Origin of the sequence: Serratia sp. N21D137 (assembly GCF_047530005.1) — a bacterium.
In the GTDB taxonomy this organism is placed as follows: domain Bacteria; phylum Pseudomonadota; class Gammaproteobacteria; order Enterobacterales; family Enterobacteriaceae; genus Chania; species Chania fonticola_B.
The window spans coordinates 188,137-200,106 of record NZ_JBLJAJ010000006.1 but is presented as its reverse complement, the minus strand read 5'-3'; the positions used below and the strand labels follow the sequence as shown (position 1 = coordinate 200,106).

Annotated in this window: 12 protein-coding genes; 6 read left to right on the top strand and 6 right to left on the bottom strand. The window is 55.7% G+C overall.

All coding sequences use genetic code 11. From position 1 onward, the window contains the following. Positions 1-7: 7 nt before the first annotated feature. On the bottom strand, positions 8-610 hold the full coding sequence (locus ACMV5H_RS07580) for a LysE family translocator (RefSeq protein WP_021808042.1): 603 nt from the start codon (positions 608-610) through the stop codon (positions 8-10). Positions 611-727: 117 nt separating this feature from the next. Between ACMV5H_RS07580 and ACMV5H_RS07575 the strand changes: the two genes are divergently transcribed. The 3 genes from ACMV5H_RS07575 (at position 728) to ACMV5H_RS07565 (ending at position 2,959) form a co-directional block, all read left to right on the top strand. Further along, entirely contained in the window at positions 728-1,708 is a 981-nt protein-coding gene (locus ACMV5H_RS07575) for a hydrolase (RefSeq protein WP_021808043.1), read from the top strand. Next, the gene (locus ACMV5H_RS07570; protein ID WP_021808044.1) at positions 1,705-1,938 is read left to right on the top strand and encodes a YheU family protein; all 234 of its coding nucleotides are present in this window, start codon (positions 1,705-1,707) and stop codon (positions 1,936-1,938) included. Before ACMV5H_RS07575 ends, ACMV5H_RS07570 begins: the two co-directional genes overlap by 4 nt. A 151-nt stretch (positions 1,939-2,089) precedes the next feature. Continuing rightward, a complete protein-coding gene (locus ACMV5H_RS07565) occupies positions 2,090-2,959 on the top strand; it encodes a phosphoribulokinase (RefSeq protein WP_021808045.1) in 870 nt (289 codons plus the stop codon). Positions 2,960-2,995: 36 nt separating this feature from the next. Here the strand turns inward: ACMV5H_RS07565 and ACMV5H_RS07560 are convergent, their stop codons facing one another. After that, on the bottom strand, positions 2,996-4,174 hold the full coding sequence (locus ACMV5H_RS07560; RefSeq protein ID WP_115159416.1) for an amidohydrolase: 1,179 nt from the start codon (positions 4,172-4,174) through the stop codon (positions 2,996-2,998). 5 nt (positions 4,175-4,179) lie between these two features. Then, the gene (locus tag ACMV5H_RS07555) at positions 4,180-5,370 is read right to left on the bottom strand and encodes an MFS transporter (protein ID WP_115159415.1); all 1,191 of its coding nucleotides are present in this window, start codon (positions 5,368-5,370) and stop codon (positions 4,180-4,182) included. A gap of 192 nt (positions 5,371-5,562) precedes the next feature. Here ACMV5H_RS07555 and ACMV5H_RS07550 point away from each other — a divergent pair, with 192 nt between their 5' ends. Then, complete coding sequence (locus ACMV5H_RS07550; protein WP_021808048.1) at positions 5,563-6,471, top strand: LysR substrate-binding domain-containing protein; 909 nt, start codon at positions 5,563-5,565, stop codon at positions 6,469-6,471. A gap of 2 nt (positions 6,472-6,473) precedes the next feature. Here ACMV5H_RS07550 and ACMV5H_RS07545 read toward each other — a convergent pair whose 3' ends face one another. Continuing rightward, positions 6,474-6,881, bottom strand: coding sequence for an OsmC family protein (locus tag ACMV5H_RS07545; RefSeq protein ID WP_021181673.1), 408 nt, complete (start codon positions 6,879-6,881; stop codon positions 6,474-6,476). A 381-nt stretch (positions 6,882-7,262) separates the two neighbouring features. Between ACMV5H_RS07545 and crp the strand changes: the two genes are divergently transcribed. Beyond that, entirely contained in the window at positions 7,263-7,895 is a 633-nt protein-coding gene (gene crp / locus ACMV5H_RS07540) for a cAMP-activated global transcriptional regulator CRP (protein WP_005969523.1), read from the top strand. Positions 7,896-7,951: 56 nt separating this feature from the next. After that, positions 7,952-10,027 (top strand): YccS/YhfK family putative transporter, encoded by a 2,076-nt coding sequence (locus ACMV5H_RS07535; RefSeq protein WP_094981644.1) that lies wholly within the window; start codon positions 7,952-7,954, stop codon positions 10,025-10,027. Positions 10,028-10,058: 31 nt separating this feature from the next. Here the strand turns inward: ACMV5H_RS07535 and argD are convergent, their stop codons facing one another. Both argD and ACMV5H_RS07525 read right to left on the bottom strand, forming a co-directional pair. Beyond that, positions 10,059-11,276 carry a bifunctional acetylornithine/succinyldiaminopimelate transaminase gene (argD, locus tag ACMV5H_RS07530; RefSeq protein WP_024482717.1) on the bottom strand — a complete coding sequence of 406 codons (1,218 nt, stop codon included), beginning with the start codon at positions 11,274-11,276 and terminating at the stop codon, positions 10,059-10,061. A gap of 94 nt (positions 11,277-11,370) precedes the next feature. Further along, positions 11,371-11,946, bottom strand: coding sequence for an aminodeoxychorismate synthase component II (locus tag ACMV5H_RS07525; RefSeq protein WP_059199470.1), 576 nt, complete (start codon positions 11,944-11,946; stop codon positions 11,371-11,373). Positions 11,947-11,970 lie beyond the last annotated feature (24 nt).

Genomic DNA, 11,970 nt, shown 5'->3' with positions numbered 1-11,970 from the left:
CGTTCCCTCAATGCCAAATCAGTAATACACAGGCGGCGGTTAACAGCCCCATCGACACGTTAAAGATTATCCAGGCTTTCTTACTGCGCAGCAGGCGGCCAATCACCGTACCAAAACCCAGCCAGATGATCCCGGCAACGATATTGACAGCAAAGATACCGAAGGCGATGGCCAGAATGGAGTGGTTGTATTTATCTCCCGCCAGGCTAAAGCTCGCCACTGCCCCAAGCGCCATCAGCCAGGCCTTGGGGTTGAGGAATTGCAACAGCCAGCCTTGGTACAGGCGCACCGGCTTTGGTGGCGGCGCGTCGGTTTCCAGCTTTTCATAGGCCGCCGTCGCCACTTTCCACGCCAGCCACAACAGATAAAGGCTACCGAGGATTTTCAGGATCAGGTGCAAAGAAGGATAAATCAGGATCAACCCACCAACGCCAAATGCCACCAGCACCAAGATACTTTGCATACCCAGCATGATGCCGATCATCAGCCATAATGAACGCATAAAGCCGAAATTGGCCCCTGAGGTGGTGAGCAACATATTATTGGGGCCAGGGGTGATCGCGGCCACCCACAGGAAGCCTAGCATCGAAAGAAATAAACTCAGTTCCATGAAGCGGGTGCTCCTCACCCAAATGACTTTTTTGCAGTATGATTGCTAATACATGTGTTTGAAGCTAACAGTGCGGTTCGGATCACACAATAGCCGCCAACAAGAATTTTATTCATTATGTATGAATCCTTTCGCCCCCTGACCGGGGCCAGTAATCCACACCTGCAAACCCTGCTGCCACGGCTGGTGCGCCGCCGCATACGGCTACAACCCCATTGGCAGCGGCTGGAGTTGCCGGACGGCGATTTCGTCGATCTGGCCTGGAGTGAAGATCCGCAACTGGCGCGCGATAAACCGCGCGTGGTGCTGTTCCATGGGTTAGAGGGTAATTTCTACAGCCCTTACGCACATGGGCTGCTTAATGCCTGGCGCGAGCAAGGTTGGTTGGGCGTGGTGATGCATTTCCGTGGTTGCAGCGGCGTGCCTAACCGTAAGCAACGCATCTATCATTCCGGCGAAACGGAAGATGCCCGCTTCTTCCTGCGCTGGTTGCGTGACAGCTTTGGCGAAGTGCCAACGGCAGCGGTTGGGATTTCCCTTGGCGGCAATATGCTGGCCTATTATCTGGCCCAGCAGGGCAATGACAGCCTGCTACAAGCGGCAGTGGTCGTTTCTGCCCCGCTGATGCTGGAGCCATGCTCAATCCGCATGGAGCAGGGATTCTCCCGCGTTTATCAGCGCTACCTATTGGGCCAACTCAAGCAAAATGCCACCCGCAAGCTGCTGCACTATCCAGGCACCTTGCCGTTGGATCTGTCGCAACTGAACAAGCTGCGGCGCATTCGTGAGTTTGATGATGTGATCACCTCGCGCATTCACGGCTTCAGCGACGCGGTCGATTACTATCGCCGTTGCAGCGCCCTACCGCTGTTGCCGCAGATCACCACGCCACTGCTGATCATTCACGCTAAAGACGATCCGTTTATGACCGATGCGGTGATACCCGATCTCGCCAGCCTGCCGCCTAATATCGAATATCAGCTGACGGAGTGCGGTGGCCACGTCGGTTTTGTCGGCGGCACCTTGAAAAAACCACAAATGTGGCTGGAGCAACGAATCCCGGCCTGGCTTTCTTCTTTTTTGGAACCCACCAAGTGATTATTCCCTGGCAAGAAATTGAACAAGAGACTCTCAACAGCCTGATCGAATCCTTTGTATTACGCGAAGGAACCGACTACGGCGAGCACGAACGTTCGCTGGAACAGAAGGTCGACGACGTGCGCCGCCAGTTGAAAAGCGGCGAAGTGGTGCTGGTGTGGTCAGAACTACATGAAACCGTCAACATCATGCCTCGCGGGCAGATCCGCGCCGGGCAGGAGGAAATTTAGTCTTATTGCGCGCTATGACTGAGGGAAAAAATCAGGTAACAATGCAGTATTGCAAACCAACGCGCACAATTTCGCCTTGGGCGAAAGGCTATCAGCCATACTAAAAATCTCATTCTGAGCCTGCGCATTTAATACGGAGTGACCCTCGACCATGTCTGCCAAACATCCCGTTATCGCGGTGACCGGTTCCAGCGGAGCCGGCACCACCACCACCAGCCTGGCGTTCCGCAAGATTTTTCAGCAGCTAAACCTGCGCGCCGCCCAGCTGGAAGGCGACAGCTTCCACCGTTACACCCGGCCGGAAATGGATGCGGCAATTCGTAAAGCCCGCGATATGGGGCGCCATATCAGCTACTTCGGCCCGGAAGCCAACGACTTTGGCCTGCTTGAGCAAAGCTTTATCGAATACGGCAAGAACGGCACCGGCCGCTCACGTAAATATCTGCATACCTACGACGAGGCGGTGCCTTACAACCAGGTTCCTGGCACGTTCACGCCTTGGGAGCCACTGCCCGCCCCCACGGATGTCCTGTTCTACGAAGGGCTGCACGGCGGCGTAGTGGCCGATCAGATCGACGTAGCCAAACATGTCGATCTGCTGGTCGGCGTGGTGCCGATCGTCAACCTGGAGTGGATCCAGAAGCTGATCCGCGATACCGGCGAGCGTGGTCATTCTCGTGAAGCGGTGATGGACTCGGTAGTCCGTTCGATGGAGGATTACATCAGCTACATCACGCCACAGTTCTCGCGCACCCATATCAACTTCCAACGCGTCCCGACGGTAGATACCTCCAACCCGTTTGCCGCCAAGGCAATCCCCTCACTCGACGAAAGCTTGGTGGTGATCCACTTCCGGGGCCTGGATCAGATCGATTTCCCCTACCTGCTGGCAATGCTGCAAGGATCGTTTATCTCGCATATCAATACGCTGGTGGTACCGGGTGGCAAGATGGGGCTGGCAATGGAACTGATTATGGCACCGCTGGTGCAGCGGTTGATGGAAGGCAAGAAGATCGAATAAGTTATCGGGCGCGGCTAATTTCCGCGCCCGCCGTCGTTAGCGCATCAACAGGTGGCGGATAAAACCGACGTGCAGTTTCACGCCAATCTGCATCGCCGCCTCGTCCAGTTTAAAACGGGGATTATGCACGCCGTAGGTGGCACCGATCGCCTCGTTACCGCTGCCGATAAACAGGAAGCACCCCGGCACTTTCTCCTGATAGGAGGAGAAATCTTCGCTGCCAAACATCGCGCTGGTCAATTCCCGCAACGCCTGTGGCCCCACGGCTTCGGCCACCACCTCGCGCGCAATAACGCAGGCATCAGGGTGGTTATTACCGATGGTATAGCCACGCGTCCAGTCAACCTTGTAGCTGGCACCGTGCGCCTGGCTGATCCCAGCAACGGTTTGCTCTACCAACAGCGGCACCCGATCACGGACTTCCTGATTATGAGTACGTAACGTTCCTGCCAACCGGGCAGTGTCTGGAATGACGTTATAGCTGTCTCCTGCCTGGAAGGTTGCCACCGTCAACACCGGGGCATTTAACGGATCCAGCTTCCGTGCCACGATCTGCTGTAATGCGCTAACGATCTCCGCACCAATCGGCACCGGATCGATACACAGATGCGGCATCGAGCCATGTCCACCCTTACCCTGCAGCACGATGTCGAAGTTATCGCTGGAGCCACTGAACACGCCCTGCTTCAAGCCCACCTCACCGGTCGGGAAGTTGGGCATGACATGCAGGCCGAAGATCATCTTCACGCCATCCAGAACACCCAGGTCTACCAGCTGTTGGGCTCCGCCCGGTGGCACTTCTTCGGCATGCTGGAAGATAAAACGCACCGAACCTTGCAGCTGCGCCTGCAACTGGCACAGCACGCTGGCCGCGCCCAGCAACATCGCGCTGTGAGCATCATGGCCGCAGGCATGCATCACCCCTGGCCGGGTCGAGCAGAAAGGCTCGTCGCTTTCCTCCTGGATCGGCAAGGCATCAATATCGGCGCGCAATGCATAGCATGGCCCCGGCGCTGCGCCCTGCAATTCGGCAACCACGCTATTCGGCGTAGGACGGGTGATCTTCAACGGACCAAGGCTAGCCAGTTGTCCGGCTATGTAATCTGCCGTCTGCGCCTCTTGAAATGACAACTCTGGATTGGCATGCAGGTGGCGACGCCACTGCAATACCTGTTGTTCCACACCGTCAATCAGCTGTTCAATGTTCATGTTCATACTCCTTAATTCAGTGCCGGTTGGCGTGCTCTGCCCGCCAATGGCAGGATCACCAGCCCGGAAACCACCATCGCCAGTGCCAAAAAGATAAACGTCGTCATGTAGTTGTGGCTGATAGTGATCAGATACCCCATGGCGATAGGGGCCACAAAGCCACCCAAGGTGCCACCGGTGTTAATCAGCCCCATCGCAGCCCCCATCACTTCCGTAGGCAAGCGCTTCATAGGCAGGGTAAACACCGTGACGAACGAGGCCATCAGGAAGATATAACCCAGGAACAAGAACAGGCTGGCCGTCAGAGCCGATTCGCTGGTAAACACCAGCCAGATGCACAAGGCGCTGAGCAGGGAACTGAAGAAGATCACCCACGGCTCATGCCCTTGCAGGTAGCGCCCGACCAGCCAGCCGGTGCCGAGTGAGGAGATCCAGATCCCCAGACCGCCGGCGGCCACCACCATGCTGGAGACGTCAAGCGGCATTCCGCGCTGCTGTACCAGGAATTTCGGCAGCCAGGCCATCAGGCCGTACGACGGGATGTTGATACAGAAAATCGCCACAAACAGCAGCAGCACGATTGGGTTTTTCAGTAGAGCCTTATAGTTGGCTACGGCTACCCCAGCTTTGGCGGGCGCCACCTGTGGCGGATTGGGCACCAGCCACAAGATGCAGGCGGCAATCACGAATGCCAACAGGCCAAGCGCAGAGAACGACCCACGCCAGCCGATGTGATCCAGGCAATAGACCGCGACCAGCGGCCCGACGGTCATCGCCAACCCGGCGGAGGACAGCAGAATGGACTGCGCGAAGGTGCGCTGTTCCAGTGGGAAATTCGCCACCACCGCCTTGGCGCAGGAACACGGATAGCCGGAGTGGCCAATGCCGGACAGGAAGCGGAACGTCACCAGCAGGCCCAGGCCGAACCCCAGAATGCCGAAGCACAGGGCGAATCCCCCCAGCAGCAGTAACGAACTGCACAGCACTTTCTTAAAGCCAAAGCGGTCATTGAGCCAGCCCGCCGGTATCTGGAACAGGGAATACGCCAGGAAAAACATCCCGGTAATGTAGCCCAGCTGTTCCGGCTGTAGATTGAACTCGCGTTCGATAGGTAACAGCGCAAAACCCATCACGGTTTTATCGATGTACACCACGACATAGCCCACAAACAGCAAAAAAATCATTAGCGAACGATTTTTCATCGCCGATATTCCTTTAAGTTATCACCCAGGCTGCCCACCAGCGTGAGGGGCGTAGTTTAATAATGTGATCCAGGTCACTTTATAGTTTTAATAACAGTCACTTACAGCAACATGCTGAAATTATCGCCTTTTGCCGAGCGGCATAAGATACAATTTTGTAAGGGGTGATGCTTTTTATTGATAGGGTGGGGAATGCGCTATTTACCGAAGTTACAACAGTTGAAAGTCTTCCAGCAGGTGATCCGCAGCGGCAGTATTCGCGGGGCGGCACGCGCGCTTGAGCAATCTCAACCGGCGGTGAGCCGCACCATCCGTGAACTGGAACAGATCCTGGAAACCCAGTTGATCAATCGCAGCAGTCAGGGAATGACGCTGACCGAAACCGGCCGCGCCTTCGCCCTGCGAATGCAGTTGATCCTGGAGGAATTGCAGCGCGCCGCCGACGAGATCCAGCAGTTGAATCAGCATTCGCAAGGTAACGTCGCCATTGGCTGCTCTTCGCTACTCGCCCTGACGGTATTACCGGAACTGGTCGAAGCCTTCAAACAGCCGTTTCCACAGGCCAATCTCCTAATCCGCGAAGCGCAGCTTTCTACGCTACTGCCAGCATTGCGCGAAGGCCGCCTGGATTTTGCCGTGGGTACCGTCAGCCCGGAACTTCCGCTGGAGGATCTGGTGCGTGAACCGCTGTTCAACGCCTCTTTTTGCATTATCGCACGCCAGGGGCACCCACTGGCGCAGGCCACCTCGTTGGACGAATTGCGTGAGGCCAAGTGGTTATTACCGGAAACCGATATGGGTTACTACCAGCAGTTGCGTGCGGTGTTAGGCACCTTCTATCAGCAATTGAGTCGTTCGCCCATTCGCTCGGACTCTGTGACCTGTGGCTTGAATATGGTGCTGGAGGCGGATTATTTGACTATCGTGGCGCGGGCGATGAGTGCACCGTTCTATTTGCAGCGTCGGCTGGTGGCATTGCCTATCGACACGTTGCCACAAGCGCAATATTGCGTGCTGTATTCACAGAAATCGCCGCTAACCGTGACGGCACGGCGATTTCTTGATTTATTGCGTGCCCACTGCCTGCGCTACCCTTGGTAGGATCAGGCCACTTCGCGGATTTCGAAGCTGTGGGTAATGCTGGCGGCTTTACCCAGCATCAAGGAGACGGAGCAGTATTTCTCGGCGGAAAGATCCACCGCACGCTCGACGATCTTATCGGTCAGCCCTTTGCCGGTGACGATAAAATGCAGATTGATATGGGTAAACAGACGCGGTGCTTCTTCACGACGCTCGGAGGTCAGTTTTACCTCACAGTCACGCACATCGTTACGCCCTTTTTGCAGGATCGACACTACGTCGATGGCGCTACAGCCGCCGACGGACATCAACACCATTTCCATCGGGCTTGGCGCTTTATCGCCAGCGTTGCCATCCATCAAAACCTGGTGACCAGACGCAGACTCACCCAGGAATGTCAGCCCTTCTACCCACTTAACTCTTGCCTGCATGTTACACACTCCGGTTAATTTCTTAAAAACAGGGTACGCTTTCGCATACATTCTGGCAACGTAACCTGACGCTAATCATGCTGAAGCGAGACAACACAAGACACCCGCCTCACTCTGTGCTACAAACAGAGCCGCAATAACTCTTTCCAGGTCACCGATTTCAGGGATATGTCCAAGGAAAGGCCCCTATATTGGTTTGTTAACAGAATGTAGCTTGCAGCTCTCCCTGCAAGTTAATATGCTAGAGCACAAGCGTATTTCTATAACACGCCTCAAAACCTGTTGATAGCCACAATTAAAACACCGGGCTATAAGCACGTTTTACAGGGAACTCTGACCCCTGTGATACAAGGCAGCGATAACAACAGAGGATAACAGCGAATGGTTCTCGGCAAACCGCAAACAGACCCGACTCTCGAATGGTTCCTGTCTCATTGCCATATCCACAAATATCCATCGAAGAGTACGCTTATTCACCAAGGTGAAAAGGCCGAAACGCTTTACTACATCGTCAAAGGCTCCGTCGCGGTGCTGATTAAAGATGAAGAAGGCAAAGAGATGATCCTGTCCTACCTTAACCAGGGGGATTTCATCGGCGAGCTAGGATTATTTGAAGAAGGCCAGGAGCGTAGCGCCTGGGTACGGGCCAAAACCGCCTGTGAAGTGGCTGAAATTTCCTACAAGAAATTCCGCCAGTTGATCCAGGTTAACCCGGATATCCTGATGCGCCTGTCCGCACAGATGGCTAACCGCCTGCAAGTCACCTCAGAGAAAGTGGGTAACCTCGCCTTCCTTGACGTAACCGGCCGCATTGCACAGACCTTGCTGAACCTGGCAAAACAGCCTGATGCCATGACTCACCCAGACGGCATGCAGATCAAAATCACCCGCCAGGAAATTGGCCAAATCGTCGGTTGCTCACGTGAAACCGTCGGTCGTATTTTGAAAATGCTCGAAGATCAAAACCTGATCTCCGCGCACGGCAAAACCATTGTCGTGTACGGTACGCGTTAATCCCCAGGGAAACGGTGCAGCAATGCGCCGTTTCTTTACCTGCTGAATAGCCAACCATGTGGCGCCGCCTGATCTACCACCCGGAAGTCAACTACGCACTGCGGCAAACGCTGGTGTTGTGCCTGCCGGTGGCGTTTGGTTTACTGATTGGCAACCTGCAACTCGGCATGCTGTTCTCGTTGGTGCCCGCCTGCTGCAACATTGCCGGGCTGGATACGCCGCACAAACGCTTTTTCAAACGCCTGGTCGTAGGCGGCTCCCTGTTCGCACTCAGCAGCCTTCTGCTGCAACAAGCCCTGCTGTGGGATCTGCCGTTACCCTTGCTGATGCTGGCAATGGCGCTGTTGCTCGGCGTCAGCGGTGAGATCAGCCCGCTGCACGCACGCCTGCTACCAGCCGCATTGGTCGCCGCCATCTTTTCCCTCAGCATGGTAGGCACCGTGCCAATCTGGCATGCCCCTTTGCTGTATATCGTCGGCACCGCCTGGTACGGGCTGTTTACCTGGGCCTGGTTCAAGCTGTGGAAAGAGCAGCCGATGCGCGAATCTCTAAGCCAGCTGTATATGCAGCTGGCCGACTATTTTGAAGCCAAATACTCATTACTGACGCAGCATACCGATCCTGAAACTGCCCTGCCGCCGCTGTTGCAACGCCAGCAGAAAGTCATGGATCTGATCAGTCTGCTATACCAACAGCTTAATTTCCTGCCCCATGCCAATAACCTGGAGCAAAAGCGCCTGCGGCGTACGTTTCAGGTGGCGCTCGATTTGCAAGAGCACATCACCGTCAGCCTGCATCTGCCGGAAGAAGTGCAAAAGCTGGTGGAGCAAAGCCAGGCCGAAGCGATCATCCGCCGCAACGCCCAGGTGATCGCCACGCGCCTGCGGGTGGTGGCCGACGATATTCTCTATCATCGGCACTCTGCGCGTTTCAGCATGAAGAATGAGCTGGCGGCGCTGGAAAAAGTGGCCTCACAGCACGCCGATAACCCGGTTGGCCAGTTCTGCTATTACCACTTCAGTCGCATCGCACGCCTGCTGCGCACTCAGCACCCACTTTACCGCCGTAATCTGATGGCCAATCAGTCACGCCTGCCGTTCTGGCCTGCAGTGGTGAGCTATCTATCGTTCAAATCCAACGCCTTGCGTAACGCCGCCAGACTGGGGGTCATTCTGGCGGCAGGCAGCAGCCTTGGCATGCTGTTCAATCTGCCAAAACCCTACTGGATCTTGCTGACCATCATGCTGGTCAGCCAAAACGGCTATAACGCCACGCGGGTGAGGATCCAGCACCGTGCCCTCGGCACGTTGGCCGGGCTGGTGATTGCCGCTGGACTGTTGCAACTACAGATGCCGGAGAACGTGACGCTGAGCATCATGTTGGCCATCACCCTGGCGGCCTATCTGATCCTGCGGAAAAACTACGGGCTGGCGGTGATGGGCTTCACCGTGACCGCCGTCTACACCTTGCAGCTCCTGGCGCTGAACGGTACCCATTTCCTGGTCCCCCGCCTGATCGATACCCTTATCGGCTGCGTACTGGTGTTTGGTGGCACGATCTGGCTATGGCCGCAGTGGCAGAGCGGCATGCTGCGTAAAAACGCCCATCAGGCTCTGGAGCACGATCAGACTGCACTGCGTTTATTGCTGGAAGAACAGGAACCCGACCCCAGCGAACTGGCCTACACACGCATGCAGGTCAATCAGGCGCATAACGCCCTGTTTACCTCCCTCAATCAGGCGATGCAGGAACCGGGGTTTGAATCGAATTATCTGGCTGATATGCGGCTGTGGATCACCCATAACCAGTTTATTGTTGAACACCTGAATGCGATGACCATTCTGGCGCGCGAGCACTATATGCTGACGCCAAAGCTGGCTCAGGAGTATCTGCAAACCTGTGAGATCGCCTTACAGAGCTGTCAGCAGCGGTTGGAATATGACGGCCCGAGTACCAGCAACAGCATCATGCAGCCGCCGGACCTGCATCCAGATATGCCGATCACCGAGATGGAACGCCACTTGAGGCGGATCCTTTCTCACCTGACCGTGATGCATACCATTTCGTCATTGGCATGGCGCCAGCGCCCACATCATGGGATCTGGCTGAAGCGCAAATTGCGGGAAAGCTGAGACTAGCGGGACCGCAGCCCCGCTAACTTGATCAGCCGTTAATCACATCCTGTACGGCCAATTCGAACAGCGCCATGCCTTCGTCGATATCTTTCAGCTCAACCACCAACGAAGGGGCAAAACGGATCACATTTGGCCCGGCATTGAGGATCATCAAGCCACGTGCAGCGGCGGCAGTGAGGAAATCACGCGCTTTGCCGTGATAGCCCGCCTTCAGTTCCGCGCCAATCAACAGCCCCATGCCACGAATATCGCTGAACACATCGTATTTCTTACCGATCTCCTGCAAAGCCTGAACAAACAGCCCACGACGCTGCTCAATCCCGCTTAGCACCTCTGGCGTGTTGATCACGTCCAACGCTGCCTCTGCCACTGCACAGGCCAGTGGGTTGCCGCCGTAGGTGGTGCCGTGGGTGCCAACCTGCATCACCGAGGCGATCTCTTCGGTGGTCAGCATCGCGCTCACCGGGAAACCGCCGCCCAGCGCTTTGGCGGTGGTGAGGATGTCTGGCGTAATGCCGTAATGCATATAGGTAAACAGCTTGCCGCTACGGCCCATACCGCTTTGCACTTCATCAAACACCAGCAGCGCCTGATGTTGGTCGCAAAGTTCACGTACGCCCTTGAGGAAGACAGGATCGGCGGCGGTAATGCCCCCTTCACCCTGAATAGGCTCCATCACTACCGCACAGGTGTGATCGTCCATCACCGCTTTCACCGCGGCCAGATCGTTGAAAGGTACATGCACGATATCGGCCGGTTTCGGCCCAAAGCCGTCGGAATATTTTGGCTGCCCGCCCACGGAAACGGTGAACAGCGTACGGCCATGGAAAGCGTTATTAAACGCGATAATCTTGGTTTTATACGGGCTATGACGGGTGATGGCGTAATGACGAGCGAGCTTGAAAGCCGCTTCGTTAGCCTCCGCACCCGAGTTGGCGAAAAACACCCGGTCGGCGAAGGTGGCAGCGATCAATTTACTGGCCAGGCGCAGCGCGGGCTCATTGGTGAATACGTTGCTGGTATGCCACAAGGTTTCGCCCTGCTGCTTTAGAGCCTCAACCAGTGCCGGATGGCAGTGCCCCAACGCAGTCACCGCAATGCCACCAGAGAAGTCGATATACTCTTTCCCCTGCTGGTCCCATACGCGGCTCCCCTTGCCCTTCACCGGCACAAACTGGGCGGGTGCATAAACAGGCAGGATAACCTGATCAAAGGTGCTGCGGGTAACTGCGGTTTTTTCGGTCATTACTGGCTCCAGTCGGCTAACCATCAAGTGAAAATATAATCACAAAATATGCATAAAAAACCAATCAAGGGCAAGCTTAAAAAACCACTAACGGCTAACTTCCAAGGAAATTACCCAGCAGTTGGTGCCCCTGTTCGCTGAGAATGCTCTCAGGATGGAACTGTACGCCTTCCAACGCCAGCGTCCGGTGGCGGATCCCCATGATCTCATCCCGTTCCCCGTCACGTTCGCTCCAGGCGGTCACCTCAAAGCACTCCGGCAACGTCGCCGCGTCCAGGATCAGTGAATGGTAGCGGGTGACGGTCAGTGGATTATTCAATCCCTTGAACACGCCGAGATTTTGATGGCGGATAGCTGAGGTTTTGCCGTGCATCACCTCTCGAGCGCGAACCACGTCGGCGCCAAACGCTTGGCCCAACGCCTGATGCCCAAGGCAAACCCCAAGGATCGGCAACTTGCCGGCAAAATGGCGGATCGCGGCCAGCGAGATGCCCGCCTCGTTCGGCGTACAGGGGCCAGGGGAGATCACCAGATGTTGCGGTGCCAGCCGCTCAATATCGGCCAGTTGCAGTTCATCGTTACGCTTCACCAGCACTTCTGCACCCAGTTCGCAGAAGTACTGATAGAGGTTGTAGGTAAAAGAGTCGTAGTTATCGATCAGCAGCAGCATGTTTAAATGAACTTAGTATGAAGG